The sequence below is a fragment of the Bradyrhizobium sp. P3_C3 genome, assembly GCF_056402655.1.
The window spans coordinates 24534-50488 of sequence record NZ_JBFUGY010000026.1; the positions used below are offsets into that span (position 1 = coordinate 24534).

Annotated in this window: 30 protein-coding genes and 1 tRNA gene; 20 read left to right on the forward strand and 11 right to left on the reverse strand. The window is 64.0% G+C overall.

Annotated features, from left to right (window positions below):
* Positions 1-13 precede the first annotated feature (13 nt).
* Positions 14-625, forward strand: a complete 612-nt coding sequence (locus tag AC1DW2_RS26420; RefSeq protein WP_071909237.1) for a pyridoxamine 5'-phosphate oxidase family protein — start codon at positions 14-16, stop codon at positions 623-625.
* Positions 626-797: 172 nt separating this feature from the next.
* On the opposite strand, the gene AC1DW2_RS26425 is transcribed toward AC1DW2_RS26420, so the two are convergent.
* Positions 798-1529 carry an SDR family NAD(P)-dependent oxidoreductase gene (locus tag AC1DW2_RS26425; protein WP_477007458.1) on the reverse strand — a complete coding sequence of 244 codons (732 nt, stop codon included), beginning with the start codon at positions 1527-1529 and terminating at the stop codon, positions 798-800.
* Positions 1530-1918: 389 nt separating this feature from the next.
* Here AC1DW2_RS26425 and AC1DW2_RS26430 point away from each other — a divergent pair, with 389 nt between their 5' ends.
* A complete protein-coding gene (locus AC1DW2_RS26430) occupies positions 1919-2140 on the forward strand; it encodes a hypothetical protein (protein WP_063985898.1) in 222 nt (73 codons plus the stop codon).
* Between the two features lie 22 nt (positions 2141-2162).
* The gene (locus tag AC1DW2_RS26435; RefSeq protein WP_477007459.1) at positions 2163-3116 is read left to right on the forward strand and encodes an aliphatic sulfonate ABC transporter substrate-binding protein; all 954 of its coding nucleotides are present in this window, start codon (positions 2163-2165) and stop codon (positions 3114-3116) included.
* Between the two features lie 6 nt (positions 3117-3122).
* On the opposite strand, the gene AC1DW2_RS26440 is transcribed toward AC1DW2_RS26435, so the two are convergent.
* The 3 genes from AC1DW2_RS26440 to AC1DW2_RS26450 all read right to left on the reverse strand — a co-directional run bounded on the left by AC1DW2_RS26440 (position 3123) and on the right by AC1DW2_RS26450 (position 6198).
* Positions 3123-3905 carry an alpha/beta fold hydrolase gene (locus tag AC1DW2_RS26440; RefSeq protein ID WP_477007460.1) on the reverse strand — a complete coding sequence of 261 codons (783 nt, stop codon included), beginning with the start codon at positions 3903-3905 and terminating at the stop codon, positions 3123-3125.
* A 4-nt stretch (positions 3906-3909) separates the two neighbouring features.
* On the reverse strand, positions 3910-5205 hold the full coding sequence (locus tag AC1DW2_RS26445; protein WP_436856069.1) for an O-acetylhomoserine aminocarboxypropyltransferase: 1296 nt from the start codon (positions 5203-5205) through the stop codon (positions 3910-3912).
* 183 nt (positions 5206-5388) lie between these two features.
* Positions 5389-6198 (reverse strand): IclR family transcriptional regulator, encoded by an 810-nt coding sequence (locus AC1DW2_RS26450; protein ID WP_477007461.1) that lies wholly within the window; start codon positions 6196-6198, stop codon positions 5389-5391.
* 129 nt (positions 6199-6327) lie between these two features.
* Between AC1DW2_RS26450 and AC1DW2_RS26455 the strand changes: the two genes are divergently transcribed.
* From AC1DW2_RS26455 to AC1DW2_RS26480, 6 genes are read left to right on the forward strand one after another with little or no spacing between them, the layout of a single operon-like run.
* Entirely contained in the window at positions 6328-7293 is a 966-nt protein-coding gene (locus AC1DW2_RS26455; protein WP_477007462.1) for a Bug family tripartite tricarboxylate transporter substrate binding protein, read from the forward strand.
* Between the two features lie 3 nt (positions 7294-7296).
* A complete protein-coding gene (locus tag AC1DW2_RS26460) occupies positions 7297-7914 on the forward strand; it encodes a flavin reductase family protein (RefSeq protein ID WP_283017788.1) in 618 nt (205 codons plus the stop codon).
* Between the two features lie 55 nt (positions 7915-7969).
* Entirely contained in the window at positions 7970-8830 is an 861-nt protein-coding gene (locus tag AC1DW2_RS26465) for a fumarylacetoacetate hydrolase family protein (RefSeq protein WP_063985892.1), read from the forward strand.
* Positions 8831-8833: 3 nt separating this feature from the next.
* Positions 8834-9637, forward strand: a complete 804-nt coding sequence (hpaH, locus tag AC1DW2_RS26470) for a 2-oxo-hept-4-ene-1,7-dioate hydratase (protein ID WP_477007463.1) — start codon at positions 8834-8836, stop codon at positions 9635-9637.
* Positions 9638-9662: 25 nt separating this feature from the next.
* Positions 9663-10055 carry a RidA family protein gene (locus AC1DW2_RS26475; RefSeq protein WP_063985890.1) on the forward strand — a complete coding sequence of 131 codons (393 nt, stop codon included), beginning with the start codon at positions 9663-9665 and terminating at the stop codon, positions 10053-10055.
* A gap of 13 nt (positions 10056-10068) precedes the next feature.
* On the forward strand, positions 10069-10944 hold the full coding sequence (locus AC1DW2_RS26480) for an amidohydrolase family protein (protein ID WP_063985889.1): 876 nt from the start codon (positions 10069-10071) through the stop codon (positions 10942-10944).
* Between the two features lie 218 nt (positions 10945-11162).
* On the opposite strand, the gene AC1DW2_RS26485 is transcribed toward AC1DW2_RS26480, so the two are convergent.
* From AC1DW2_RS26485 to AC1DW2_RS26495, 3 genes are all read right to left on the reverse strand, one after another.
* Complete coding sequence (locus AC1DW2_RS26485; protein ID WP_231143680.1) at positions 11163-12170, reverse strand: LLM class flavin-dependent oxidoreductase; 1008 nt, start codon at positions 12168-12170, stop codon at positions 11163-11165.
* Positions 12171-12479: 309 nt separating this feature from the next.
* Positions 12480-12698, reverse strand: a complete 219-nt coding sequence (locus tag AC1DW2_RS26490; protein WP_028151408.1) for a hypothetical protein — start codon at positions 12696-12698, stop codon at positions 12480-12482.
* A gap of 58 nt (positions 12699-12756) precedes the next feature.
* Positions 12757-12924, reverse strand: a complete 168-nt coding sequence (locus AC1DW2_RS26495; RefSeq protein ID WP_231143679.1) for a hypothetical protein — start codon at positions 12922-12924, stop codon at positions 12757-12759.
* Between the two features lie 170 nt (positions 12925-13094).
* On the opposite strand from AC1DW2_RS26495, the gene AC1DW2_RS26500 reads away from it, so the two are divergent.
* On the forward strand, positions 13095-13334 hold the full coding sequence (locus AC1DW2_RS26500; RefSeq protein ID WP_063985887.1) for a hypothetical protein: 240 nt from the start codon (positions 13095-13097) through the stop codon (positions 13332-13334).
* Complete coding sequence (locus AC1DW2_RS26505) at positions 13331-13780, forward strand: DUF3085 domain-containing protein (protein WP_477007464.1); 450 nt, start codon at positions 13331-13333, stop codon at positions 13778-13780. Before AC1DW2_RS26500 ends, AC1DW2_RS26505 begins: the two co-directional genes overlap by 4 nt.
* Positions 13781-13793: 13 nt before the next feature.
* On the opposite strand, the gene AC1DW2_RS26510 is transcribed toward AC1DW2_RS26505, so the two are convergent.
* Positions 13794-15557 (reverse strand): SulP family inorganic anion transporter, encoded by a 1764-nt coding sequence (locus tag AC1DW2_RS26510; protein ID WP_354177783.1) that lies wholly within the window; start codon positions 15555-15557, stop codon positions 13794-13796.
* 371 nt (positions 15558-15928) lie between these two features.
* Here AC1DW2_RS26510 and AC1DW2_RS26515 point away from each other — a divergent pair, with 371 nt between their 5' ends.
* From AC1DW2_RS26515 to AC1DW2_RS26525, 3 genes are all read left to right on the forward strand, one after another.
* Positions 15929-16417 carry a peptidase associated/transthyretin-like domain-containing protein gene (locus tag AC1DW2_RS26515; RefSeq protein ID WP_063985884.1) on the forward strand — a complete coding sequence of 163 codons (489 nt, stop codon included), beginning with the start codon at positions 15929-15931 and terminating at the stop codon, positions 16415-16417.
* Positions 16418-16428: 11 nt separating this feature from the next.
* Positions 16429-17067 (forward strand): ferric reductase-like transmembrane domain-containing protein, encoded by a 639-nt coding sequence (locus AC1DW2_RS26520; RefSeq protein ID WP_063985883.1) that lies wholly within the window; start codon positions 16429-16431, stop codon positions 17065-17067.
* A gap of 196 nt (positions 17068-17263) precedes the next feature.
* A complete protein-coding gene (locus AC1DW2_RS26525) occupies positions 17264-17752 on the forward strand; it encodes a cyclic nucleotide-binding domain-containing protein (RefSeq protein ID WP_063985882.1) in 489 nt (162 codons plus the stop codon).
* Between the two features lie 96 nt (positions 17753-17848).
* Here AC1DW2_RS26525 and AC1DW2_RS26530 read toward each other — a convergent pair whose 3' ends face one another.
* The gene (locus tag AC1DW2_RS26530; RefSeq protein WP_094184040.1) at positions 17849-18340 is read right to left on the reverse strand and encodes a septal ring lytic transglycosylase RlpA family protein; all 492 of its coding nucleotides are present in this window, start codon (positions 18338-18340) and stop codon (positions 17849-17851) included.
* Positions 18341-19442: 1102 nt separating this feature from the next.
* On the opposite strand from AC1DW2_RS26530, the gene AC1DW2_RS26535 reads away from it, so the two are divergent.
* Positions 19443-20462, forward strand: a complete 1020-nt coding sequence (locus tag AC1DW2_RS26535; protein ID WP_477007465.1) for an outer membrane protein — start codon at positions 19443-19445, stop codon at positions 20460-20462.
* 100 nt (positions 20463-20562) lie between these two features.
* Here the strand turns inward: AC1DW2_RS26535 and AC1DW2_RS26540 are convergent.
* Positions 20563-20637 (reverse strand) — tRNA-Thr (locus AC1DW2_RS26540).
* A 317-nt stretch (positions 20638-20954) separates the two neighbouring features.
* Between AC1DW2_RS26540 and AC1DW2_RS26545 the strand changes: the two genes are divergently transcribed.
* The 5 genes from AC1DW2_RS26545 to AC1DW2_RS26565 all read left to right on the forward strand — a co-directional run bounded on the left by AC1DW2_RS26545 (position 20955) and on the right by AC1DW2_RS26565 (position 25034).
* Positions 20955-21143 carry a hypothetical protein gene (locus tag AC1DW2_RS26545; protein ID WP_063985880.1) on the forward strand — a complete coding sequence of 63 codons (189 nt, stop codon included), beginning with the start codon at positions 20955-20957 and terminating at the stop codon, positions 21141-21143.
* Positions 21144-21183: 40 nt separating this feature from the next.
* Entirely contained in the window at positions 21184-22890 is a 1707-nt protein-coding gene (locus tag AC1DW2_RS26550) for an FAD-dependent oxidoreductase (RefSeq protein ID WP_063985879.1), read from the forward strand.
* A 126-nt stretch (positions 22891-23016) separates the two neighbouring features.
* Positions 23017-23325 (forward strand): EthD family reductase, encoded by a 309-nt coding sequence (locus tag AC1DW2_RS26555; RefSeq protein ID WP_063985878.1) that lies wholly within the window; start codon positions 23017-23019, stop codon positions 23323-23325.
* Positions 23326-23585: 260 nt separating this feature from the next.
* Positions 23586-24095: a hypothetical protein gene (locus AC1DW2_RS26560; RefSeq protein WP_028151419.1), complete on the forward strand. Its 510-nt coding sequence runs from the start codon at positions 23586-23588 to the stop codon at positions 24093-24095.
* Between the two features lie 114 nt (positions 24096-24209).
* Entirely contained in the window at positions 24210-25034 is an 825-nt protein-coding gene (locus tag AC1DW2_RS26565; RefSeq protein ID WP_028151420.1) for an alpha/beta fold hydrolase, read from the forward strand.
* A gap of 200 nt (positions 25035-25234) precedes the next feature.
* Here the strand turns inward: AC1DW2_RS26565 and AC1DW2_RS26570 are convergent, their stop codons facing one another.
* Positions 25235-25888 (reverse strand): TetR/AcrR family transcriptional regulator, encoded by a 654-nt coding sequence (locus tag AC1DW2_RS26570; RefSeq protein ID WP_063985877.1) that lies wholly within the window; start codon positions 25886-25888, stop codon positions 25235-25237.
* Positions 25889-25955: the final 67 nt, after the last annotated feature.

Consider the following 25955-nt stretch of genomic DNA (forward strand, 5'->3'; position numbering starts at 1 on the left):
CAAGGAGAACGGAATGTCGGTGATTGAAACGGTCGAACAGCTGGAGGCCATCTACGGTGCCGTTGGTGACGCCTCGACCGTGAAAGTCGCCGACCACGTTACCCCGCTCTACCGCATCTTCATCGAGAAGGCGCCGTTTGCCGCGCTCGCCACCATCGGGCCTGAGGGGATCGACTGCTCGCCGCGCGGCGATCTCCCCGGCTTCGTCCGCATTCATGATCCGAAGACGTTGATGCTGCCGGATCGCCGCGGCAACAACCGGGTCGACTCCCTGCGCAACATCGTGCGCGATCCCAGGGTGTCGCTGATGTTCCTGATCCCCGGTTCCGGCAATGCGGTGCGGGCCAACGGCCGCGCTTGTCTCTCCGTCGATCCCGAGCTGCTCGCCTCGTTCAAGGTCGAGGGCAAGGCGCCGCGCAGCGTCATGGTGATGAATGTGGACGAAATCTATTTCCAGTGCGCCCGCGCCATCGTCCGCTCCGACCTCTGGAATCCCGACAAGCGGATCGACCCGAAGACGCTGCCGACGCCCGGCCAGATTCTCGCCGAGATGAGCGAGAACAAGGTGGGTGGCGCGGAGTACGACCGCATCTGGCCCGAGCGGGCCGCGGCGACGATGTGGTGATCTTCCGCGCTCTCTCGTCTCCCTCGCCCCGCTCTTGCGGGGAGAGGGCGGGGTGAGGGGCCTCTCTCGACACGCGAGATCGTCGTGAGACCTGTACCCCCTCACCCGGATCGCAAGAGCGATCCGACCTCTCCCCGCAAGCGGGGAGAGGTGAAGGAAGCCAGCCGCGCCCCTAATTAAACGCCATCCCGCCGCTCAGCGCGATGGTCTGCCCGGTCATGTAGGCATTGTCGACCAGCAGCATTACGGCTTTCGCCACCTCATCGGCCGTGCCGAAGCGGCCGAGCGGGATGCGGCTGACGAGCCCGGGCTGGCCGCTCATCATGTCGGTCTCGATCAGCGACGGCGCCACCGCGTTGACGGTGATGCCTTCCTTGACCAGCCGCGCTGCATAACCGCGCGTGAGGCCCTCCATGCCGGCCTTGGATGCATTGTAGTGTGGACCGATCGAGCCGGCACCGCGCGCCGCGCCCGAGGAGATGTTGACGATGCGGCCCCATTTCCGTGCGCGCATCTCCGGCAGCACCGACTGCGTGCACAGGAAGGCCGATTTCAGGTTGACCAGGATGGTGCGGTCGAAATCGTCCTCGGTGAGATCGTCAACGCCGCGCGTGATAGCGATGCCGGCATTGTTGACGAGGATGTCGATCGGTCCGAGCCCGGCCGTGACGCGCTCGACCATTCCAGCCACGGCGTCGCGCTGCGAGACGTCGGCGGCAACGACAATCGCGCGACCGCCTTGCTTGCCGATCTCGCCTGCCAACTGCTCGGCCTGCCCGATCTGCTCCCGGCAGTTGATCGCCACCGCCGCGCCTGATGCGGCCAGGGCGCGACAGACGGCTGCGCCAATCCCGCGCGAGCCGCCGGTGACGAGCGCGGTGCGCCCCTTCAGATCATCCGCCATGTCCGGATCTCCCAAATTGTCTGTTTTGACGTTGCGCGAGCGTACCATGCCCGCCGCCCGCGCCTGTTGAACTCATCGCGAGATGAATCCGTCTGTCGGTGCTTGCGGCGGAAGAAGCGCGCCAGCGCGCTCGTGCCAAATATGGATAGCCATTTCATTGACCGAACGCGCCAATCGCTCGATATTCGCAGCATCGAAACTGCTCCTCGAGCTTGATGCCGCGATATGAGAACCGATCACCAGCGTAACCTTGACGACATGCACGCGTGCATGACTCGGCGCTGTTTCTCGGCGGCAACCGGCGCCTGTTGTTGCTGATCGTCTCCTAGCAACCTCTCACAGCACAAATCCCACGACAGGAACGCCGAGATTCCGGCGAACGAGCAGTCATGTCCCAGACACAGTCGAACGCCTACATCATTGAAATCCACGATCGCGCCGCCGGCATCATCACAAGAGATGAGCGCGGCTTCCGCTTTTTCTCCTCCGAGCGCCTGTTCGACAGCCTCGAAGGCCGCCAGTTCCGCTCGGCGCGCGAGGCCGAACGCGCAGCCCGTGCGGTGTTTTCGGAGCGGAGCCGCCGCGCCAATTCATCACTCTTCGCCAACTGAACCTGACGCAAAGGACCGCAACATGATTGCACGACGACGTATCCTGACCGCAGCGCTTCTCCTCGCAACCGCCCTGGCCGCACCCGCACGAGCCGAGGACAAGCCGGCGGAAATCCGCATCGGCACCCAGAAGGGCGGCTTCTTCCCGGCGGTACGCCAGCGTCAAACGCTCGAAAATGCCTTCAAGCCGCTGGGCATCGAGGTCAAATGGATCGACTTCCAGTTCGGTCCGCCGCTGCTTGAGGCGATCAACGTCGGCAGCGTCGATTTCGGCTTCGTCGGCGACACGCCGCCGATCTTCGCGCAAGCTGGCGGCGCAAAAATAAAATATGTCGCGGCCGTGAAGTCCGAGGGCGACAACCAGGCGATCATCGTGCCGAAGGATTCAGCCATCAAGACGCTGGCCGATCTCAAAGGCAAGCGCGTCGCCTTCGGCAAGGGATCGAGCGCGAACAATCTCCTGGTCGCCTCGCTCGAAAAGGCCGGCCTGTCCTGGTCCGACATCACGCCCGCGCCGCTCGCGCCGGCCGATGCGACAGCGGCCTTCGTGAAGGGCTCGGTCGACGCCTGGTCGATCTGGGATCCCTATCTCGCGCTCGCCGAATTGAAGGAGAACGCCCGCGTTCTCGTCTTCGACAAGGACGTGCACACGCCGAACGCCTACTACATCGCCAACACCGACTTCGTCGAGAAATATCCGTCGCTGGTGGCAAAGCTCAACACGACCTTCGCTTCCGAAGGCAAGTGGGCGGAGCAGCATCACGAGGAGGTCGCAAAGGCGCAGGCCGAGGCGACCGGCGTCGACATCGAAGCTGTCAGGCGCTTCGTCAACCGCTCCGTCTACAGCGTGGTGCCGCTCGACGCCGAGGTGATCAGGACGCAGCAGGCCGTAGCCGACCGTTTTGCAAAGCTCGGCCTGATCCCGAAGCCGGTCAATGTCTCCGATATCGTCTGGAAGTGGACGCCGGGGTCGTGAGCGGGCTCAGCCCCTCAACGCCGCCAGCAATTCATCCGGGCGCTCGGCCATGATCATGTGGCCCGCGCCCGGCACCACGACGGTCTTCGCATGCGGGATCGCCGCGGCGAGCGCCTTGCCCGCCTTCGCCGGTGTCATCATGTCGCGTTCGCCGAGGATGAGCGTCGTCGGCACTTTCACGCTCGCAGCAGCGACAAGCGCGTTCGCGTAAGCATTGCAGGCCGACAAATCCCTGAAGAGCACGCCCGGCTCGCAAGACTTCAGCACCGCCTGAGCGCCGCCATGCATCCACAGGCCCGGCGCAAGGCTGCCGCCGAGCTCGGCGTTGAAGCCGAGGCCCCAGATCGACACCATGTCGTTGGCGTCCTGCGAGTTGGCTTCGGCCGCTTTCAGCAGATCCGGGCCGACTGTCATGGTCGCGGCGGTGCCGATCAGGCTCAGCGCGGACACCTTGTCGGGATGACGCGCCGCCGTCTCCAGTGAGATCAGCGATCCCATCGAATGGCCGATCAGGTGCGCCTTCGCCACGCCGGCCGCAGCGAGCAATGCCGCCGTCCAGTCCGCCATCTCGGCGATGCCTCCCAGCGAAGGCCCAGTGGAGCGGCCGTGGCCGGGCAGGTCGGGGGCCAGCACGCCAAAACTGTGATGCGCGAACCAGCGTGTATGCAGCGCCCAGGTCGAATGATCGAAGCCGGCGCCATGGATGAAGACGACCGCAGGCAGGGACTTGTCGAATTCGCGGCCACCGTTTGCGACAAACACCTCGGCGCCGTTGACAGTGAGCTTCATGGTGTCAGACCTTTTGCGAGATGCGCAGCGCCTGCGCAAGATCGTCGATGATGTCGCTTGCCGTCTCGATGCCGACCGACAGCCGCACCAGCTCTTCGCCGATACCGGCGGCCTTGAGCTGTTCGGCATCCATCTGCTGATGCGTGGTCGAGGCGGGGTGGATCACCAGTGTCTTGGCGTCGCCGACATTGGCGAGATGGCTGATCATGCGCAGCGCTTCGATGAATTTTCGGCCGGCGGGTCGCCCGCCCTTGATGCCGAAGGAGACGATCGAGCCGGCGCCGCGCGGCAGCAGCGCTTTTGCGAGCTGATAATCGGTGTGGTCCTCCAGTGAGGGATGCAGGACCCAATCGACGGCCTTGTTCGACTTCAGCGCCTCCAGCACCAGATGTGTGTTCTGGATGTGGCGGTCCATGCGGACGCCGAGCGTCTCCACGCCCTGCAAGAGCTGGAACGCGTTGGTCGGGGACAGGCAGGCGCCGAAATCGCGCAGGCCCTCGGTGCGTGCGCGCATGATGAAGGCGCTCGTGCCGAACTGTTCGTCGAAGACGATGCCGTGATAACCGCCATAGGGTTCGGTCAGCACGCCGAATTTCCCGGAGCCGCGCCAGTCGAACCGGCCGCCGTCGACGATGGCGCCGCCGATCGCGATACCGTGGCCGCCGATCCATTTGGTCGCCGAGTGCATGACGATGTCGGCGCCAAGCTCGATCGGGCGGCTGAGATAGGGCGTGGCAAAGGTGTTGTCGATCAGCAGCGGAATCTTTGCCTCATGCGCGATTCCCGCGACCTTCGGGATATCAAGCACTTCGAGCCCGGGATTGCCGATGGTCTCGCCGATCACGAGTTTCGTGTTCGGCTTGATCGCCGCGCGGAACGCGTCGAGGTCGCGCGGCTTGACGAAGGTCGTGGTGATGCCGAAGCGCGGCAGCGTGTGCGCCAGCAGATTGATGGTGCCGCCATAGAGCGAGCTCGACGCCACGATATGGTCGCCGGCATTCAACAGCGTCGCGATGGCCAGATGCAGCGCGGCCATGCCGCTCGCGGTGCAGATCGCGCCGACGCCGCCTTCGAGCGCCGCGAGCCGCTCTTCCAGCACGCCGGTGGTGGGATTGGAGATGCGCGTATAGATGTGGCCGGCGCGCTCCAGATTGAACAGCGCGGCAGCGTGGTCGGAATCCTGGAACACGTAGGACGTGGTCTGGTAGATCGGCACCGCGCGGGCGCCGGTCGCGGGATCCGGATGCTGGCCCGCATGCAGGCTCAGGGTCTCGAAGGCAGGCGGTTTCGGCGCGGGCATGCGTGGCCTCGTTGGTCGGTCGGCGGAGGCGGCTCTTGTGCCACAAAATGGCGGGGAACGTCAGCCCATTGACAGCGCCGGGCGGCGGCTCGCAGCGCGCAGTGTGATGCGAGCCGTGGCCGTAGCGTCAGTGCGCTCCCTCGCCCCGTTCTTACGGGGAGAGGTGAAGCGGCACCGTCCGCGCTAGCTAACGTTCCCGCCGATCGCCTGCTCGATGATCCGCGCCTCCCGCAGCAAAATCTCCGCTACCTCGTGCTCGCGGCGCGGGCCGAGCCTCGTCCGAACGGCGGAGACGGTGATCGCCGCGGCAGGCTGTCCGTCCGGGGTCTTGATCCAGGTGGAGATCGATTTCGTGCCCTGCACGAGGCCGATCTCCCTCATGCCGTACCCCAGCCGTCTCGCGGCGGTGATCTGGCCGAGCACCGTCGCGACGTCGGTCCGGTAGGCCCCGAATCGCTTCTCGTTGGCCGCGACGATTTTTCGCGCGTCCTGCGCCGGCATCGCGGCGAGGATGGCGACGCCTGCGCTAGAGACGCCGAGCGGGCGGCGCGCGCCGACCTCGATCGACAGCACCTGGATCGGATAGATTCCGATCCTGCGATCGACGCACAGCGTGTCGTTGCCGGTCCGCACCGTCAGGAACAGCGTGTCGCCGATCTCGGTGGAGGCACGCCGCAGCGATGGATTTGCGGCGACCAGCAGCCGCGACGGCCGTGGGCGTGCAAGCGCGAGCTCCGGCACCTGGTTGCCGATCGCGTAGCGGCCTGTTCGCTCGTAACGTTCGACGATGCCTTCCTCGATCAGCACGTGGACGATGCGATGCACGGTCGGGCGGGTGAGGCCGGTCGCGCGCACGACCTCGGCCAGCGGCACCCCGTCTTCGCGGCCTGCGGCAAGAATACGCAGCACCGCGAGCGCGCGCCGGATCGCCTGCGCGCCCTGTCGCGGCTCTGCCGTTCCGCGGGCGGATCTTGCGGAGTCTGTCTTGTCCATATTATGGACAAGAACGCCACAATTCACTCGACAGGTAAAGCGCTCATCTGGAGATTGCGCCGCGATCGAGCGCCATGCGCGACGTCACGGCATTCGATATGGAATTGGAAGCGCCGCCGGGAGGTTAACATGAGATTAATCTGGGTTGCCATAGCTGCCGCAGCCGCGATGCTGGCGGGACCCGCATCGGGCCAGCAATGGCCGGCGCGCAGCGTCAAGCTGATCGTGCCCTATCCGGCCGGCGGCAACGTCGACAGCGCGGCGCGCATCGTCGCCGACAAGCTCCAGGAAAAGCTCGGCCAGCCCTTCATCATCGAGAACAAGGCCGGCGCCGGCGGCATGATCGCGGGCGAAGCCTTCGCGAAATCGGTGCCCGACGGTTACACGCTGTTCGTCGGCGCCAACGGCCCGGTACTGTTCGCGACCGAGATCAACAAGCGCGAGGCCTATAACTGGAAGAAGGATTTTCTTCCGATCTCGACGATCTCGATGACGCCGCTGGTGCTCGAAGTGCACCCGTCCGTGCAGGCCACGACGTTCAAGGAATTCATCGAACTCGCCAAGCGCGAGCCCGGCAAGCTGACGATGGCCTCGCCCGGCCCCGGCACCACCAACCATCTGCTCAGCGAGCTGATGCAGTCGAGCCTCGACCTGCAATGGGTCACCGCGCATTACCGCGGCAACGCGCCGGCGATCAACGATCTCCTGGGCGGCCAGGTGCAGTTCGCATTCGACCAGCTCACGGTCAGCCTCCAGCACATCAAGGCCGGCCTGTTCCGCGCGCTCGCCGTCACCAGCCCGCACCGCCTGGAGTCGTTGCCTGATGTCCCGACCTTCACCGAGCTCGGCTACAAGGATTTCGACGGCCAGACTTTTACGGGCCTGTTCGCGCCTGCCGGCACGCCGGCGCCGGTCGTCGACAAACTTCACGAGACGCTGGTTGCGATCCTGAAAGATCCCGGTGTGATCGACAAGTTCGAAAAGCTTGGCGGAGAATCCACCCCGATGACGTCGGACGAGTTCAAGGCCTATCTCGCGCGCGAGGACGCCAAGTGGATTCCGGTCGTGCGCAAGGCCAACATCAAGGCTGACTGAGCGATGCGGATCGACCCCACCGAGCTCGGCGCGGAGCGCATCTACCGGCTGATGACCGGCATCGTGGTGCCGCGCCCGATCGCGTGGGTCACGAGCCTGTCGCGCTCGGGCGTGCTCAACCTCGCCCCCTTCAGCGCCTTCACCTTCGTCTCGCAGAAGCCGCCGATGCTCGCCATCAGCGTCGGCCGCAAAGGTGCCGACTACAAGGACACCGCGCACAACATCCTCGACACCGAGGAATATGTGATCCACATCGCCGATACCCCGCTGATGTCCGCGGTGCACGACAGCTCGGTCGAGCATCCGCCTGAAATCAGCGAGGTCGAGCATCTCGGGCTGGAGACGATCGCGAGCGAGTGTATCAAGGTGCCGCGGCTTGCCGCAGCACCCGTCGCGATGGAGTGCCGTTTCCGGCAGTGCCTCGAATTCGGCGAGGCTCGCAGCCGGCTCATCGTCGGCGAGGTCGTGATGTTCCACATCCGCGACGGCCTCGTGAACGACGGCAAGGTCGAGACCGCGGCGCTCGACCCGATCGCGCGCATCGGCGGGCCCCGCTACGCGCGCCTCGGTGAGATCGTGACGCTGAACACCGTCTTCCAGACGCCCAAATCCAAAGACTGAGCGCGCAGCCCATCGCGCCGGCCTATGTGCCTGAAGACCATCGGAGAACACGACAATGCGACTCGTAAGCTATCTCTTGGACGGAGAGCTGCGCTATGGCGCGGCGGTGGATGGCGGTGTCGTCGATCTGACCAGGCGGATCGGCCGCGACTTCTCCGACGTGAAAGCGTTGATTGCAGCCAACGCGCTGGCCGATGCGCAGGAAGCGGTGGCCGGACAAAAACCCGACTACGCGCTGGAAAGCCTCGTCCTGCTTCCGCCGGTGCTGGCGCCGGAAAAGCTCTGGTGCATCGGCGTCAACTACGCCGAACGCAATGCCGAGTATAAAGACAGCTCGGACCTGCCCAAATATCCCAGCCTGTTCGTGCGCAGCATCTCGTCGATGACCGGCGCCGGCCAGCCGCTCGAGAAGCCTCATGTATCTGAGCAGCTCGACTACGAGGGCGAGCTCGTCATCGTGATCGGCCAGGGCGGCCGCCACATTCCGCGCGACAAAGCCTGGTCGCACATCTTCGGCATGACCCTGTGCAATGAGGGCACGATCCGCGACTGGCTGCGCCACGGCAAGTTCAACGTCACCCAGGGCAAGAATTTCGATCGCTCCGGCAGCATCGGGCCGTGGATCGTCACGTCTGACGAGCTCGATCCGCGCGGGCCTCATGACATCATCACGCGCGTCAACGGCGAGGTGCGGCAGCAGGACACGACCGAGCGGCTGATGTTCCCGTTCGATTTCCTGATCTCCTATCTCTCCACTTTCGCCACCCTGAAGCCCGGCGACATGATTGTAACAGGCACGCCGACGGGCGCGGGCGCGCGTTTCGATCCGCCGCGCTGGCTTAGGGTGGGCGACGTCGTCGAGGTCGAGTCGAGTCGTATCGGCGTTCTGCGCAACACCGTCGCCGCGGAGCAGTAAGCCATGCTCGATACCGCCACGATCGAACGCCTCGCCGCGCGCCTGGATGAGGCCGAGCGCAGCAAGACGCTGATCCCGATGTTCTCGAAGGAGTATCCCGATTTCGCCATCGAGGATGCCTACGCCATCCAGCGCGCCTGGACGAAACTGCAGCTCGGCCGCGGCCGTGTTATCAAGGGACACAAGATCGGCCTGACCTCGAAGGCGATGCAGAACGCGGTCGGCATCTCCGAGCCCGATTACGGCGTGCTGTTCGCCGACATGTTCTATGCCGACGCCACGCCCATTCCGTTTGACCGCTTTCACGCGCCGCGCATCGAGGTCGAGCTCGCCTTCGTGCTGAAGGCGCCGCTGCGCGGACCTGACTGCACCATCTTCGACGTGCTCAACGCCACCTACTACGTCACGCCTGCGCTCGAAATCCTGGAGACGCGCATGCATCGCATCGATCCCGAGACCGGCAAAACGCGGAAGGTGATGGACACGATCTCGGACAACGCGGCCAACGCCGCGCTGGTGCTCGGCGGCCGGCCGTTCCGCCCGATGGATGCGGATTTGCGCTGGATCGGCGCGCTGCTGTTCCGCAACGGCGAGGTCGAGGAGACTGGGCTTGCGGCCGGCGTGCTCAATCATCCCGCCAACGGCATCGCCTGGCTCGCCAACCGTCTTGCGCCGCATGACGAACATCTCGCGGCCGGCGAGGTGGTGCTGGCGGGATCGTTCACCCGTCCCGTCGACATCCGGCGCGGCGACACGTTCCATGCCGACTATGGCGCGTTCGGCTCGGTGTCGTGCCAGTTCGTCTGAATCAACACATAAGAGGGAGCGCATCATGACGGGTCAAACGCGGCGCAAGAGCATCCACATCGGCGGCTTCAAGCACGCCAACCCGATTCCCAACGCCTGCCGCATCGGCAATCTCGTGATGTCCGGTGTCATCCTCGGCCGTGATGCGGCCGGCGTGATGCCTGCGAGCCTGGACGCGCAATGCGCCAACATGTTCGCGCATATGAAGGCGACGGTGGAAGCCGCCGGCGGCACCACGGACGACATCATCAAGATGACGGTGTGGCTGAAGGACCGTACACACCGCGGCCCGGTCAATGTCGAGTGGCTAAAAATGTTTCCGGACGAGCATTCGCGCCCGGCGCGTCACGCGCTGCCGATGGACAATATGGACGGCGGCGCGCTGGTGCAGTGCGACTTCACCGCCGTGATCGACTGAGGGAGCTTTGCGCATGCCGACTTATCTGCCGTTCGACCCGAACCCCCGTCGCCCGGTCAGGGCGCCGCCGCCGAAGACTGTCGACAGCCAGTTTCACGTGCTGGGGCCCATCGACAAATATCCGGAACGCCCCGGCGCTGCCTATCGGATGCCGAGCGCGACCTGGGAAGCAGCGCTGCGCGTGCACAAGACGCTCGGCATCGAGCGCGGCATCATCGTGCAGACCACGACCTATGGTGCGGATCATTCCGTCGTACTCGACGGTCTTGCGGCGATGGGCCCGAACTATCGCGGCTGCGCCAACGCACTGGTGTTCGCGGAAGCGAGCGACTCGTATCTTTCCAAGCTGCATGACGCGGGTGTGCGCGGCGCGCGCTTCAGTTTCCGCCAGGAGCTCGGCGCCGTGCTGTCGGACGCCGATTTCGCCCGCGCCATCGCGCGCATCCGCGAGCTCGGCTGGTACGTGAAGATCCAGCCCGAGAAGGACGGCATCGTCTCCAGCGTCGCCAAGTACGAGAATCTCGACGTCCCCGTGCTGATCGACCACATGGCGCGGCCCGTGCCCTCGAATGGCCGGGATGATCCGAACCTGCGCAAGATGCTGGAGCTGCTCGAGAAGGGCAATTTCTGGGTCATGCTGTCGCTCGGCGAGAAGACCTCGCAGGCCGGCCCGCCCTATGACGACGTGATCCCGATCGCGCGCGCCTATATCGAGGCCGCAATCGACCGCTGCGTCTGGGCCAGCGACTGGCCGCATCCCGTCTCCGTCAAGCAGCCGCCCAACGACGCCGACCTGCTAGAGCTGATGTACCGCTACGCGCCCGACCAGGCCGAGCTGGAGAAGATCCTCGTGCACAATCCGGCAAAGCTGTTCGGCTTTCCGGACTAGCAAGACCCTCATGGTGAGGAGCGCGGTACGCGCGTCTCGAACCATGCAGGCCCGGCTGTCGCCCGAGGCCATCCTTCGAGACGCCCGCCTTTGGCGGGCTCCTCAGGATGAGGTCTCGTATCGTGGCAAAGTCTTAGACCCTCATGCTGAGGAGCCGCTAGCGGCAGACGTCTCGCCCCATGAAGGCCGGGCGCTTTCACAGCCTCCAATTCTGGCGCTCACACCGCCGGCCGTGCCGCCAGCCGGTCGCGCACCTCGGCTGCGATTTCGAACGAGCGCAGCCGCGCGGCGTGGTCGTAGATCTGGCCCGTCGTCATCAGCTCGTCCGCGCCKGTCTCGGCGATCAGCGCCTTCAGCTTCTCCTCGACAGTTTCGGGCGAGCCGACGGCGGAGCAGGACAGCGACTGGCCAACCATGGCCTTCTCGGCCGGTGACCACAGCGCGTCCATGTCGTCGACCGGCGGCGGCAGCGGGCCGGGCGTGCCGCGGCGCAGATTGATGAACTGCTGTTGGAGGGAGGAGAACATCCTCTGCGCCTCCGCGTCGCTCTCGGCGGCGAACACGTTGACGCCGACCATCGCATAGGGCTTGTCGAGCTGCGCCGACGGCTCGAAGCGCGCCCGATATTCGCGCAGCGCCGGCATCATCATTTGAGGCGCGAAGTGCGAGGCGAACGCGAATGGCAGCCCGAGCATCGCGGCAAGCTGCGCGCCAAAGGTGCTCGATCCCAGGATCCAGAGCGGCACTTTCGTCCCAAAGCCGGGCACGGCGCGGATCGACTGGTTCGGCTGGACATCACCGAGCAGCGCCTGCAACTCCAGCACGTCGTGCGGAAAGTTTTCGGAGCTCGTGGCGAGGTCGCGCCGCAATGCCCGCGCGGTGAACTGATCGGTGCCCGGCGCGCGGCCGAGCCCGAGATCGATCCGCCCGGGATAGAGCGACTCCAGCGTGCCGAACTGCTCGGCGATGACCAGCGGCGAATGGTTCGGCAGCATGATCCCGCCGGACCCGACCCGGATCGTCCTAGTCCCGCCCGCGACATGCCCGATCACCACCGACGTCGCCGCGCTCGCGATGCCCGTCATGTTGTGATGCTCGGCGAGCCAGAACCGCTTGTAGCCCCAGGTCTCGGCATGCTGGGCGAGGTCGAGCGAGTTGCGGAACGCCTGCGCCGCATCGCCACCTCTTCGGATGGGAGCGAGGTCGAGCACGGAGAAGGGGATCATGTTTGGCGTACCGGGTGGGAGTGCGATGTGCGCTGCGGCCTCACATGTAGTGGCTTATTATGGAAATGTTAGCGCGGCCGTAGCGCGCAAATGCAATCCAAATCTGCTGTGCTAACGTCAGAGACGATGTAGCGGGCCAGGATTCACCTTTTGCTTCTCAAGAGCGAAATCGTCCTCCGTTTACTAGTTTTGGCTCCATCTCGTGAATTGTTCTGCCGTTCCTATTCCACGTCTCTGGCGTCGAGGGACGAACCTCCATGATTGTCGGTTCGGTCGAGATGTGGCCGGCACTTTTCCCGTTGGCGGCAGCTACAGCAAGCCGCGCTTGTGCTGGATGATGATGATAACGCGAATGATGCAGTCCGATACTGACTCGCCGGGCCGCCGTGCCTTGTGCAGCATTTGCCACGTCACCTCATCGATCTGTATCTGCCATTTGCCGCTTGCCAGGCGTTGTCCGGTATCGTCGGACGGGAACTCGGCCGCAATCAGAGCGCGGCACTCGTCGGTGATTTCAATTTCCGGCATTGTTGGTCGTTCTCGCGGACGGTGTGCTCGCGTGCAGCCCTCGCCCGATCCGGAGAGATCAGCCAGTTAAATCGCGGTAACTACCGATCCAGCCGAAGCCGATGCCGATCGTCCTGACCATGGACGAGGAGCGCGACATCTGGACGCAGTCGCGGTAGGGCGCTGCGGCGCCACCAGTGGATGCCTGCTGAATATTGAGGGATGCGGCGCTGACAAGAAGGATCATTCAATGGCTTGGGTGTCGTTCGCGCAGCCGTGACGCTTGAGTCGTCGGGCTCCCGTCGTCGCCGGACATTGCCGATCCTTCACAACCTTAATGCGATTTAACGAGGTTTCCGTAAGCGGTGTGGGTAAACCGCGAGTCGCGGGGGCGTCCTCCAGACACGAGATGACGCCGTGAAGTTTGACGAACAGGAACGCACCGCGCTGACGGACGCTGGGTTTTCCGTCGCCGACAACAGCAAAGCTGCCTACGTCGAAGCCGTCGTGGTGATCGCCGCATACGACGCCGAAACCTATTGGCTGACGTTCGCCCTGCCGAATGATGCCCAGATCGTGTGCGTTGTGCCACGCGACCAGATTGCCGACGCGATCGCAACTCGTAACTACGCAGCTCGGCGGAACCCACTTCAGTGAAGCTGACCTTCCCTCATGCAAGGCTGAAGGCGCTCTGGAACGAGGCCGTCCGGCAATGGCCGGTTTCGGTGCGAGCCATGAACGGTCGAGATTCACCCGGTTTCTGGCTTGTCGGTGGCCAAGGCATCTATCTCGTGCATAACGGCGCCAGGCCTCGGGGCAGCGTGACTCTGGCCTACGCAAACGAATGCGACCCGCTCAGGGTGCCGGTCCAAAGTTGGTTGGGTATCAAGCGCGCCATCTTCGGCGATAACGATGGGAGGGAATTCGTCGATCTGGTGATGATCGGCACTGCCGTCGATGCCGGCGCCGACCTCGAGGTGACCTTCGAGCCCGACACGATGACGGTGGCTGTCGTCGAAAAAGGGACGGCGAGCATACGACTGCAATCGCTGCGCATCCGGGACAAAAATGACACCACGTCAGGGCGCAGTTGTCGGGTTTGAGTCTGAATCTCGGCTAAGGACCAGACGCGGTATCTTGGCCCGCTACTCTCTCCAAGCCCTGCACATCGTCGTCCTCCCAGTCCTCCCAGTCCTCCCATTCCACGTTGTTGGTTTCGAGATAGCGGGCGACGGCTACGCCGATTGTCGGGAAGAAGTAATTCTCTCCAAGCTGCGCGAAGAGGCCAAATCTTTTCAGCTTGTCCTTCACGGGATCTTTGAGTTCGGCAAAACAAAACTCTATGCCTTGCGCGTGCAACGATCGGTCCAGTTCGGCAACCACGTCGCAGGCGGTGACGTCTACGCTCGTGACCGGCTCCGCGGCAACAACTAGCCAACGCACGGGTGTTGGCGATGTCGCTACGGCATCCAGGACGCGTTCCCTGAAGAATTCGGCGTTGGCAAAAAACAGAGGTGCATCCCAGCGAAACAGGACCAGCCCGGGGACCCGGCGCGCATCCGGATATCGTGTGATGTCGTGATAGCCTTTGACGCCGTAGGCGCGCCCCAATACGGCGGAGTGTGGGCGCCAACCGTCCCACAGGAACTCGATGATAGCGATTGCGATCGCAAGACCAATTCCTGGAATGACTCCGAGCACTGCTACACCGACAAAGCAGACGATGGCCAGCCAGAATTCCCACCGTTGAATGCGATAGATTCGTTTGAGGTCGGCAACTTCAATCAAGCCAATCGCCGATGCGATAACGACGGCGGCTAATGCGGCGGTGGGTAAATGTTGGAGCAGGCTCGGCGCGACCAGGAGGAGCAACGCGATGGCAAGCGCGCCTACGACGCTGGTGAGTTGAGTGCGGGCACCGGCGGCTTCCGCAACGGGTGTCCGTGAACTACTGCTGCTGATCGGGAAGCCCTGGAAAAATCCCGTCGCCAGATTGGCGGCACCGAGCCCGACCATCTCTTGGTTGGGATCGACCCGAGACCCCAATCGCGCAGCATAGGCACGTGAAAGTACGCTCGTATCGGCAAACGAAACCATCGCTACTGCACAACCGCCGATCAGCACCGGCACGAGGTCGCTGGAGGTGATCCATGGGACAACGAAACCCGGCAGGCCCTGGGGAAGGGGGCCCAGCACCTTGACGCCGTATTGCGTCCCGAGATCAAGCACCCCGACGACGAGCGTAGCCCCAACGACCGCAATCAGAAGGCCCGGTACCCGCTTGTTGTTCCTGAGAAGCAGGATCACGATCAACGTGGCGAGGCCAATCGCGAACGCGACCCAGTTTATCTGCCCCCCAAGGATCGCGCTGACAATCGCCCACAGGCTTCGCAGTGGCCCCTCGCTCTCGATGGAAAAGCCGAAGAGCTTGGGCAGCTGGCTGATCAATACGGTCAGGGCAATTCCGTTCATATACCCGTAGCGTATCGGCTTCGAGAGAAGCTCGGTGATAAAGCCAAGGCGCGCGACGCCTGCCAGGATACAGACCGTCCCTGAGACAATCGCCATCATGCCCGCGAGTGTCACGGCCCGCAGGGGATCGCCCTGAGCCAAGGGAGCGATGACTCCAAGGAGTATTGCCGCCAGCGCCGAGTCCGGGCCAAGGACGAGAATGCGGCTTGGGCCGAACAGCGCGTAGGCCAGCAGCGGCACGATCGTTGCGTACAAACCGTAGATGCCCGGCAGGCCCGATGCAGCTGCATAGGCAATGCCGACCGGGACCAGCATTGTCGCCAGGACGATGCCGGCGAAGATATCGTGCGGAAGCCATGCTGCTTCATATTGACGGAGAGTGTCGAGTCCGGGCAACCAGCGCTTCATTGATGGTTTCTCCCAGCCCGCATTGAGCAAGTTTGCCCCGCATGATGTGTTGGACCGATCAGGCTATTACGCCCGCAGCAGGCTGAACAGTGGCCCGGCGCTATGGCCGAAGCAGCACAGCGGGCCATGGGTGCCAGCCGGCACCAAGTCTTCCCTGCGCCCTCTTCACGGACGAGGGGGAAGGACCAAAACCGAACTCGGGCGTTCCATGCCGCGAGAATGGCGTTCGTTCGCGGCTGTTTGAGTGGCCTGTGCCTCCGTTCACAACCCTGTTATTGCGACCTGGTGCGCCCGTTGTCTCAACTGGGCGTTTTGCGCCTGTTGTTGTACCCTTGGTGAAACTGCTGCTGGGGTCGCGAGGAGGAACTGACATGACCATGGTCGTACTCAACCGACGCTATCTCCTCGCCGCCGGCGGCTCGGTCCTGGCGGCCGGGGTGTCCGGGCTCCTGTTGCCGGCCCGTGCCGAAGGCCTCGCACCGACCGAGTCGATGTCGGGTGGCGCGAACAACTACCGCAAGGGCGCGGCGATCGTGGACCGGATCGGCAAGGGCGGCTTCTGGATGAGCGGCACCGTTCGCCGCGCAGGCGACGGGGCTCCACTTGCCGGGCAGCGCATCCAGATCTGGGCGCACACGACCGAAGGGCAGGAGCACGAACCGCAAAGTCATGGCGCCACGCTCACCGACAAGGACGGCAAGTTCCGGCTCGAGATGCCGCAGATCATTCCGATCTTCGGCCAGCCGCATGGTCACCTCGCCTATGACAGCGGTGAGTTCAAGACCGTCTTTCTGCGGCCGGTGATGCGGAGCGCGAAGGAGACGAGCCTGGAAGCGCACTTCGTCCTGCAGACGGCCTGACCGGGTTGCGAATGAAGGGGTGGAGACTGGCCCGGGTGATCCTGATCTGGGTTGCCCTTGCTTCRGCCATTGGCGTGCCGATCGTCGCGGCAGCGGGAAGCGAGCAGCTCGCATGGCGCGGTCCGCTCTACGTCGTGGCCGGGTTTGCGGGAATTGTTGCCCTCGGCCTCGTGCTCGTTCAGCCCCTGCTGATCGGCGGATATCTGCCGGGATTCCCGGCTTATCGCGGACGGCGTGCGCATCACTGGATCGGCGGTACGCTGGTCGCAGCGATCGTGATCCATGTCGTTGGCCTCTGGATCACCAGTCCGCCCGACATGATCGACGCGCTGACCTTCTCATCGCCGACGCCGTTCTCTCCCTTTGGCGTGACCGCGATGTGGGCCATCTTCGCGGTCGCGCTCTTGGCCGCCCTGCGTCGGCGATTGGGACTGCGACCACGAACCTGGCGCTTCATTCACATGCCGCTGGCGATCGTCATCGTCGCAGGCAGCGTGGTCCATTGCCTGCTGATCGAGGGGACGATGGAGACGATCTCTAAGGCGGCACTCTGCGCGCTCGTCCTCGCGGCAACCGTAAAAGTCATGATCGACCTGCAGGTGTGGCGAAAGCGAAGGACCTTGCGCGGCGAGAGCACTGCGCCGCAGTGACATGGCCGCGCGTAGCGCATAGTAGAGCGAAGCGAAACCCATCGCACTTTGTCTGCGCGGAAGCATGATGGGTTTCGCAAGCGCTCTACCATCCTACGAAACTTTTGCTGACCGCCTTGTTCAAACACGTTCGGCGTCGTCAGCGCCGATCTCCGCTCCGCTTGCCGCAGATTGCGACGGGGCGTATCCTAGCGTGATGGTTGTCAGTGCCCCCGAGCTGAAAACGTTCCTGCTCGCGACGCCGTTCTTCGGCGGTCTTCCGGACCCGAGCCTCGACCTGCTGATTTCGATGCTGGTCGAGTGCCGCTTTGATGCCGGCGCGACCGTCGTGGCGGAAGGCGAGCCGGGACGCTCGCTGTTCATCGTCAAATCCGGCCGGCTGGCGGTGAGCAAGCAGGCGAACTCGGGGAGCGTCATCCCGATTTCCGTTCTGGAGGCTGGCGATTTCTTCGGTGAAATGACGCTGATTGAAATGCAGAATCGCTCCGCCACGGTGGTCGCGGAGAGTCCGACGGTGCTGTACGAGCTGACGGCGCAAAAGCTCTACGCTTGCTACAAGGCCGATATCCACGCCTATGTGATCGTCCTGCAGAACGTCAATCGAGAGCTATGCCGGCGGCTGCGCCGTGCCGACGATCGCCTCACCGGACACCAGGCGGACGAAGACGAAACCCCCGCGAGATGACTGTGCTTCTCTGCGCCGCCGCAAGTTCGCTCCGCGGCTGACGGTCCCGGATTACGCTCGCGCTCCATCCGGGCCACGCCACTTCGCGTGGGACGTTCAGCCCACCGGTCCCGGGATCCAATCGTCCCCTGAAAGTGGGATCACTCTTACGCCAACAATGACTCCGAGTTCCAGGCTTGGATCGAAATGGCGCATCGTCCGCTCGTTGAGGTCGATGATGCGGCCAGGCCTCAATGGCCCCACGTCATTTATCTTGACGATGACCTTCTTGCCGACGGCCTCGACGAGGGCATATTTCGGCCTCGCGCCAAATTGGACCCCACCAAATTTCCCGCGCAAATTCGTCTTGATGGCAGCCGCCCAGACAGACGGATCATAGCGCTCGCCGGAGGCTGTGTTCGGACCGCCCTCTTCCTTGCCGGGCTTGAACGGATTGTACATGGATGCGGCGCCAACGATCGCCTCCCCGGAGGCGGCATCGACGACGGCGCTTGAGTGAACTTCACACGCTTCACTTCGATCAACGGGAACAGAAACGGCAAGCGCAACCAGGGCGCCGCAAATTGCGGCGCTCGAGCGGAACAGCATTATAACTCCTGTGATTTTTTCGATCGTCCGGTTCCGACACCGCAAGCATGGTCAAGCGAACGCGGAAGCGTTCACGAACTTGCACCAGTGCTTTGCGGATTCGAGCCAACCCCTGGCTACGGAACCGATGTGCGAACCAGAGCGGTCCGCACGCAGTGTTTTAGGTTGTCCCCGACTAAGACAGAGAATGCGTCAGCAGCATGACCTGATGGAACCTGCGGTGAGTGACACATGCGATGTCGCCACAAGCCGACACGCTCGCGCTAATTGATGCGTCGGGCAAAACACCCGCCGCTCGCACAAACCCGTCAATCCTCTTCAGTAAAAATATTCCACTTTACCGAAATTCGGAATTACAGCATTCTCTCCGTCATCCCGCCCCGAGAAGAGGGGCGATCGTACGTCGTCACGAACGTGGGCCGGGGTGCGGTGGACGCGGCAGTGCCGGGCACGCGAATGCGGGACCAGGGCGAGATGAACCTCGTGAGGGCCTTGACTGCGTGCGGGACGGACGGCGCCTGTGTCCGGCGAAGCCCTTGGGCGGAGCTGGATCGCTGCGTACGGCGAAAACGCGTGGTCCTGACCGTCGTTGCTACGGTCAAGCCTTGCGGAGATGGATCGGGGCTCTACCGGGTTTCGAGGCATCGCCAATTCGCGAGGTGACGGAGGCCAGAAGGAACTCGGCTCCGGGGAGAGCGCGCATAAACCGTCAGACCATCGCGCAGGGAAGGCCGGGTGTTTTTCCGGCCCACCTGTTTCCCGCCTGCGCATTTGCGTGTGCAAATTCCTGGCGCAGCGGATCATGGGTGCCAGCCGGCACCCGGCCTTCCCTGCGCCCTCTTCACGGAAGAGGGCGAAAGAGGAGAGCAAAACTCGGGCGTTTCATGCCGCGAGAATGCCGCTTCATGCGTGAATTGAGAATCGTGTTGCCCGATGGGATTGATCGAGACGCGGGGTGCGTGTCGCTCAAAATCCACATGGGTTCGGAATCGCCAGCTTGGGTGCCTCAAACGGTCGCATCCGCGGACGCGATATCTTTGCGATAGCCTGACCAGATTCCATAGTGTCAGCGATGATTTGCAACCGAGGGGCGGGGTATCAAATGACAGCGCGTAAATGTTTCATCGTGGCCGCGGGATTGATGATGGCGAGCGCCGCCCATGCCGAGGACGTTCCCTCCAACGCCGAACTGTTTCGCATGCTGAAGGCGCAGCAGCAGACCATCTCCGAGCTGCGCGCCGAATTGAAGCAGGCCAAACAGGAGCGGCGCACGGTCACTCCGCGAGAGGCGACTGCATCGGCAGCCAAGCCAGCCGGACGCGACGCCGCGAGGGAGACGGTTGCGGTAGCACCGCCCGCGCAGGCTTATGCGATGTACAACAAGGGACCCGCAGTCGCGCCGGCGCGCACCGGCGGTGCCTATGTCGGTGTGTTCGGTGGCGGCGGCAGTCGCGGCGGCACTGACGTCAGCCAGCTCGGCACCGTCTTTTTCGTTGAGGCCGTCGGGGGCCCCTTGGCTGTCGACGCCACAGGGCGGACCAGCAGCGGCGGCGTCGGGTTCGGTGGCGCGCATCTCGGCTATGAATGGTCGTATGGTACGTATCTGCGGCCCGCTTTGGAGATCGAAGGTTTCTATCTGGCAGGTAACCAGCCGCGTGCGACGTTGGTGACCCCCACAGACCGATTTGCAGAGCACTCCTTCGACACGACTTTCCCGACGCGCACCACGGTGCTGCTGGCGAACATGGTTGTCGGCTTCAACACGCCCTATCAAGGCATCACGCCCTATATCGGTGGCGGGATCGGGGCCGCGAACGTCTCCATCAACGGCGCCACGTCCACACAGACCGACCCGGCCGAGCCTGGCATCAACCACGTCAACGCGCGTCCGGACTCCTCAGCCTGGACCTTTGCGGCACAGGCCAAGGCCGGTGCGCGCTTCGCCCTCGGCAACAGCGGCGCTTACCTGTTCGGCGAGTACCGCTATCTGTACGTCGGCGATGTGAATCAGGTTTTCGGCTCCACCGTGAATCCCGCTCATGCTGCGACCAGCCCGTGGACGGTCAGCTTCGGCGGCACATCGCACCATCTCGCAGCCGGCGGCATCGGCTTCGGCTTCTAGCTGAGCTCGATCACTGCGAGAATCGGAGGGGGCGGACGACACGTCCGGCCCCTCCCAGGAGGCAACCGGGCAACGGAAGAAGGCGATTTTCTGAGGAAACTGGTGCTGCCAGACAGGATTGAACTGTCGACCTCTCCATTACCAATGGAGTGCTCTACCACTGAGCTACGGCAGCATGTGCTGGGATAAGAATCGGCCGCCAAGGGGGCCTACCAAGCGGGCCGATATCTGCCACAAGCCCCCCTCCTGTGCAAGCTTGCTAGCTCCGCCAAAACGAGAAAATCGGGTCGATATCGGGGCCAAAATGCCCGTTTTCAGGTGAAAGTACCGACTTTCCGCCGATTTCGGTTCCGATATCCCCGGCCAACTGGCCAGTTGGCCGCGGCATGGCATTCGGCCCATTTTGGATTTCGCACGAACAGTTCGTGAGGGGCCTCTTGAGCTGCCGCATTCTCCGGGCATGTTATCGCGGATCGCTGGTATGGACCGCTGATGGCTGACGAGAACGACAAGAGCACGAGACAGGCGAGGGGGGCGCGGGACGACCGGCTGAAATCGGCGCTGCGCGAAAACCTGAAGCGACGGAAGATGCAGGCGCGCGAACGCGCCGCAATCACCGACCCCTCGCAGAATGACGATGCTTCCCTAGATGAGGGGACCGCCGGCAAGACTGGCGATTGAAGTCTGGCGATTAGAATTTTTGGAGTGCATGGACGTGGCAATGGGGCAGGACGAGCAGCAACGAGACGATGGTGACGCGCAGATGTCGCGGTTCACGCGCCCTGAGCAGACCTTTCCGGCGCTGACATCGGCCGAGATCGAGCGCATGCGGAATTTCGGCGAGGTCCGCACCTACGCTAACGGCGAATTCCTGTTCGAGACCGGCAAGCCCGGGCCGGGCATGTTCGTCGTGCTGAAGGGCCACGTCGCCATCACCCAGCGCGACGGGCTCGGCAATGTCACGCCGCTGATCGACCAGGGGCCGGGGCAATTTCTGGCCGAGCTCAGCCAGCTCTCGGGCCGGCCGGCGCTGGTCGACGGCCGCGCCGAAGGCGAGGTCGAGACGCTGCTGCTGCCGCCGCCCCGCCTGCGCGCGCTGCTGGTCGCCGAGGCCGAGCTCGGCGAGCGCATCATGCGCGCGCTGATCCTGCGCCGGGTCAATCTGCTTCAGGCCGGCGTCGGCGGTGTGGTGCTGATCGGTCCCTCGTATTCGGCCGGCGTGGTGCGCTTGCAGGGCTTCCTCACCCGCAACGGCCAGCCGCATCATCTGCTCGATCCCGAGCGTGACCGCGACGCCGCCGAGGTGATCGCGCGCTATTCGCCGAAGCCGGAAGACTGGCCGCTGGTCGTCGCGGCGAGCGGCGAGGTGCTGCGCAACCCCAGCGAAACCGAGGTTGCGCGCGCGATCGGCATGATCGGCGGCCCCCGCAACGACCGTATCTACGATGTCGCGATCGTCGGCTGCGGACCCGCCGGGCTGGCAACCGCGGTGTATGCCGCCTCCGAAGGGCTCTCGGTTGCCGTGCTCGACACCCGCGCCTTCGGCGGCCAGGCCGGTGCCAGCGCGCGCATCGAAAACTATCTCGGCTTTCCGACCGGCATTTCCGGCCAGGCCCTGACCGCGCGCGCGTTCAACCAGGCGCAGAAGTTCGGCGCCGACATCATGATCCCCGTCACGGTGAAGTCGCTCGACTGCACGCGCCGGGACGGCGCCTTTGCGGTGACGCTCGACGGCAGCGATCCCTTGCGTTCGCGCGCGGTCGTGGTTGCGAGCGGCGCGCGTTATCGCCGCCCCGAGATCGAGAACCTCGACAAGTTCGAGGGCCGCGGCGTCTGGTATTGGGCCTCTCCGGTCGAGGCGCGGCTCTGCGCCGGCGAGGAGGTGGCCCTGGTCGGTGCCGGCAATTCGGCGGGGCAGGCGGCCGTGTTCCTGTCGGGACACGCCAAGAAGGTGCTGATGATCATCCGCGGCGGTGGCCTGGGCGCCAGCATGTCGCGCTATCTCATCGAGCGCATCGAAGCGACACCCAACATCGAATTGATGTTCAACACCGAGATCACCGCGCTCGAGGGCGACGAGGCTTCACTGCTGCGGCGCATCCGCTGGAAGAGCCGGCTGTCGAGCGATGAAGACTCCGCCGACATCAAGAATCTCTTTTTGTTCGTCGGTGCCGATCCCGCCACCAGCTGGCTCGACGGCTGCGGCGTCACGCTCGATCGCGGCGGCTTCGTCGTGACGGGCGCGCAGTCCGAGCTGAACCAGGGCAAGCTGGTGGCCCCACTGGAGACCTCGGTGCCCGGCGTCTACGCGGTCGGCGACGTCCGCTCCGGCTCGGTCAAGCGCGTCGGCGGCGCCATTGGCGAAGGCGCGCAGGTCGTGGCCTCCCTGCACGGCTATCTCGGCGACGCCGCAAAACCGGCGCTTTAGTCAAGGACAAGACAAGCAGACGGCAAGCGGAATCTCACTTGCCATCTTGCCGTGTCCCACAGACTATCGCCCCGTCGCGAGGCCAATCGCGCGTGGAAGAACAAAAGATTCACAAGGGAGGACTAAATGGCCGAACTCGTCGTGCTCTACAAGACGCCCAAAGACGCCGCCGCCTTCGACAAGCATTATGCCGAGACCCACATTCCGCTCGCGAAGAAACTTCCCGGCCTGAAGAAATACGCCGTCAGCACGGGCGCAGTCGGCTCGCCCGCCGGACCATCGGGCGTCCACCTCGTCGCCATTCTCAGCTTCGACAGCGTGGGCGACATCCAGAAGGCCTTCGGCAGCGAAGCTGGCAAGGCGGCCGCGGGCGACGTGCCGAAATTCGCCAGCGGCGGCGCCGATCTGCTGATCTTCGACACCAAGGAAGTCTGAGCGCGCGCGAAGCGTCTCACCAAATTCGATTCAACTTTCGTCGAAGACCTGCAAGCTCGTAGCCCGGATTTAGCTTCGCCCCATCCGGGCTACAAACTGCTCTCGTTTGTGACAGCACTGCAAAAAATTCGGTCGTGCGTTTGTCGATTCGCACGACGGCGCATGGCTCCGCACGAGTCTGTGACATCGCGTATGTAGCCATCCGATGAGGACCGTAATATCAATCGCCTGATCTCAATGCAGAGAGTAGGAGAGATGCCGTGGTTCTTGGGTTGAGCCTGCCCGCCTTCACGTTGGTCCATGTCATCATCAGCCTGATCGGCATCGTCGCCGGCCTGGTCGTGATGTTCGGTCTGCTCGGGTCGAAGTCGATGCCGGGCCTCACCGCGATCTTCCTGCTGTTCACGATCCTCACCAGCGTCACCGGCTTCCTGTTTCCGTTCAAGGAGCTGCTGCCCTCGTACATCATCGCCGGCATCTCGCTGGTGCTGCTCGCGATCGCCTGCCTCGCGCTCTACGGAATGAAGCTCAAAGGGGTCTGGCGTCCCGTCTACATCGTGACTGCGATGATCTCGCTCTATTTCAACGTCTTCGTGCTGGTGATCCAGTCGTTCCTGAAGGTGCCGGCGCTCGCCGCGCTCGCGCCTGCCGTGCCGCCGAATCCGCCGGGAGGCCCCGTCTTCGCCGTGGTGCAGGGCATCGTGCTGGTGTTCTTCGTGGTGCTGACCATCGGCGCCTGGCGCCGCTACAAGCCGATGACGTTTGCCTGATCGCACGTTCACGGTCGGTGCGCGGCATCGACCTCGTGACATCGCCCGACCATCTCCGGATTGCCGGCTCGCGTTTTGCGAGCCCCGGATTGATTTTCACTGAAGGAGCCATTCATGCCCACCATCACCACCAAGGACGGCGTCGAGATCTTTTTCAAGGATTGGGGTTCGGGCCAGCCGATCGTGTTCAGCCATGGCTGGCCGCTGTCGGCCGACGACTGGGACACGCAGATGATATTCTTCGCCAATCACGGCTACCGCGTCATCGCCCATGACCGCCGCGGCCACGGCCGCTCCTCGCAGGTCGCCGACGGCCACGACATGGATCACTATGCCGACGATCTCGCGGCGGTGACCGCGCATCTCGACCTCAAGAACGCCATCCATGTCGGCCACTCCACCGGCGGCGGTGAAGTCGTGCACTACATCGCGCGTCACGGTGAGAGCCGGGTGGCGAAGGCTGCGATCCTCTCCGCGGTGCCGCCGCTGATGGTGCAGACGGCGGCCAATCCCGGCGGCCTGCCGAAGAGCGTGTTCGACGATCTCCAGAAGCAGCTCGCCGCCAGCCGCACCGGCTTCTACCGCGACCTCGCTTCCGGTCCTTTTTACGGCTACAACCGTCCCGGCGCAAAGCCGTCGGAAGCGGTGATCCAGAACTGGTGGCGCCAGGGCATGATGGGCGGCGCGAAGGCGCATTACGACGGCATCGTCGCGTTCTCGCAGACCGATTTCACCGAGGACCTGAAGAAGATCAGCGTGCCCGTGCTGGTGATGCACGGCGACGACGACCAGATCGTTCCCTACGCCGATTCCGGCCCGCTGTCGGCCAAGCTGCTGAAGAACGGCACGCTCAAGACCTACAAGGGCTTCCCGCACGGCATGCCGACCACGCACGCCGAAACCATCAACGCGGACCTGCTCGCGTTCTTCAAGGCGTGAGGGACTGATCTCACCCTCCCCTGGAGGGGGAGGGTCGATCGCGCGCAGCGCGAGCGGGGTGGGGTGATCTCTCCCCTCGGGCGCTGTTCGATGCGGAGAGACCGTCACCCCACCCCGTCTCACATTCCGCTGCGCTCCATGTGAGCCGACCCACGGGCGAGCTACGCTCGTCCCGGACCCCTCCAGGGGAGGGTGCGCACTCACTTCAAGATCGCCCTGATCGCATCGAACGTGCGCTTCACGAAAACCTCCGGTTTCTCCCGCACATCTTCGCCGATCCAGTTTTCGCCGCCGACGCGCATCGCGCCGGTGGCGATCATGGCGACGAGCCGTGCCTTCAGCCTGTCCGATTTGGTTTTGGCACGCTGCGAAAGCCCTTCGGCCAGTGCGCGCTCGAGCTTCTCGTATTTGAGCTGGTCGCGCGCGTGAAGCGCGGGATTGTCGCGCTTGAGCCGCGACATTGCCGCGGCTTCCGCCGGGTCGATCCGCCTGACGGCCGCCGCGATCGCATTCTCCGCCGCCGTCAGCATGGTTTCGCCCACTGGCCGCGCCACGACCTCTGCGACCAGCGCGCTTGCTGCGCCCTCCTGCCAGGCGGCGACCACGTCCTCTTTCGACGCGAAGTAGTGGAAGAAGCTGCGGCGTGACACGTCGGCCGCGGTCGCGATGTCGTCGATGGTCGTGGCCTCGAAGCCGCGCTCCAGGAACAGTGCCATCGCCGCGCGGGTCAGCCGCTCGCGGGTCTCTTGCAATTTACGCTGGCGCAGGCCGGGACCATCAGGGGATTTTGCTCCTGCCGGCAATGGCTTGGCGCCTGTCCTGACCGATTTCCCGCCGGGCTTTGAAGCCTTCAAATTATTTCACCTCTTGCAAACTTGCACTCAGTGCACATTTAGACCGGTCGCGGGCCTCATTCCAGCC

What these genes read in the sequence shown, in the direction of transcription:
- AC1DW2_RS26510 (WP_354177783.1), bottom strand. Translation starts at nt 15,557, where the DNA reads ATGAAGCGCTGGTTGCCCGGACTCGACACTCTCCGTCAATATGAAGCA.
- AC1DW2_RS26465 (WP_063985892.1), top strand. Translation starts at nt 7,970, where the DNA reads ATGCGACTCGTAAGCTATCTCTTGGACGGAGAGCTGCGCTATGGCGCG.
- AC1DW2_RS26450 (WP_477007461.1), bottom strand. Translation starts at nt 6,198, where the DNA reads ATGGACAAGACAGACTCCGCAAGATCCGCCCGCGGAACGGCAGAGCCG.
- AC1DW2_RS26525 (WP_063985882.1), top strand. Translation starts at nt 17,264, where the DNA reads ATGGTTGTCAGTGCCCCCGAGCTGAAAACGTTCCTGCTCGCGACGCCG.
- AC1DW2_RS26535 (WP_477007465.1), top strand. Translation starts at nt 19,443, where the DNA reads ATGACAGCGCGTAAATGTTTCATCGTGGCCGCGGGATTGATGATGGCG.
- AC1DW2_RS26530 (WP_094184040.1), bottom strand. Translation starts at nt 18,340, where the DNA reads ATGCTGTTCCGCTCGAGCGCCGCAATTTGCGGCGCCCTGGTTGCGCTT.
- AC1DW2_RS26480 (WP_063985889.1), top strand. Translation starts at nt 10,069, where the DNA reads ATGCCGACTTATCTGCCGTTCGACCCGAACCCCCGTCGCCCGGTCAGG.
- AC1DW2_RS26545 (WP_063985880.1), top strand. Translation starts at nt 20,955, where the DNA reads ATGGCTGACGAGAACGACAAGAGCACGAGACAGGCGAGGGGGGCGCGG.
- AC1DW2_RS26420 (WP_071909237.1), top strand. Translation starts at nt 14, where the DNA reads ATGTCGGTGATTGAAACGGTCGAACAGCTGGAGGCCATCTACGGTGCC.
- AC1DW2_RS26550 (WP_063985879.1), top strand. Translation starts at nt 21,184, where the DNA reads ATGGGGCAGGACGAGCAGCAACGAGACGATGGTGACGCGCAGATGTCG.
- AC1DW2_RS26435 (WP_477007459.1), top strand. Translation starts at nt 2,163, where the DNA reads ATGATTGCACGACGACGTATCCTGACCGCAGCGCTTCTCCTCGCAACC.
- AC1DW2_RS26515 (WP_063985884.1), top strand. Translation starts at nt 15,929, where the DNA reads ATGACCATGGTCGTACTCAACCGACGCTATCTCCTCGCCGCCGGCGGC.
- AC1DW2_RS26555 (WP_063985878.1), top strand. Translation starts at nt 23,017, where the DNA reads ATGGCCGAACTCGTCGTGCTCTACAAGACGCCCAAAGACGCCGCCGCC.
- AC1DW2_RS26440 (WP_477007460.1), bottom strand. Translation starts at nt 3,905, where the DNA reads ATGAAGCTCACTGTCAACGGCGCCGAGGTGTTTGTCGCAAACGGTGGC.
- AC1DW2_RS26425 (WP_477007458.1), bottom strand. Translation starts at nt 1,529, where the DNA reads ATGGCGGATGATCTGAAGGGGCGCACCGCGCTCGTCACCGGCGGCTCG.
- AC1DW2_RS26475 (WP_063985890.1), top strand. Translation starts at nt 9,663, where the DNA reads ATGACGGGTCAAACGCGGCGCAAGAGCATCCACATCGGCGGCTTCAAG.
- AC1DW2_RS26445 (WP_436856069.1), bottom strand. Translation starts at nt 5,205, where the DNA reads ATGCCCGCGCCGAAACCGCCTGCCTTCGAGACCCTGAGCCTGCATGCG.
- AC1DW2_RS26430 (WP_063985898.1), top strand. Translation starts at nt 1,919, where the DNA reads ATGTCCCAGACACAGTCGAACGCCTACATCATTGAAATCCACGATCGC.
- AC1DW2_RS26565 (WP_028151420.1), top strand. Translation starts at nt 24,210, where the DNA reads ATGCCCACCATCACCACCAAGGACGGCGTCGAGATCTTTTTCAAGGAT.
- hpaH (WP_477007463.1), top strand. Translation starts at nt 8,834, where the DNA reads ATGCTCGATACCGCCACGATCGAACGCCTCGCCGCGCGCCTGGATGAG.
- AC1DW2_RS26490 (WP_028151408.1), bottom strand. Translation starts at nt 12,698, where the DNA reads ATGCCGGAAATTGAAATCACCGACGAGTGCCGCGCTCTGATTGCGGCC.
- AC1DW2_RS26495 (WP_231143679.1), bottom strand. Translation starts at nt 12,924, where the DNA reads ATGATCCTTCTTGTCAGCGCCGCATCCCTCAATATTCAGCAGGCATCC.
- AC1DW2_RS26460 (WP_283017788.1), top strand. Translation starts at nt 7,297, where the DNA reads ATGCGGATCGACCCCACCGAGCTCGGCGCGGAGCGCATCTACCGGCTG.
- AC1DW2_RS26455 (WP_477007462.1), top strand. Translation starts at nt 6,328, where the DNA reads ATGAGATTAATCTGGGTTGCCATAGCTGCCGCAGCCGCGATGCTGGCG.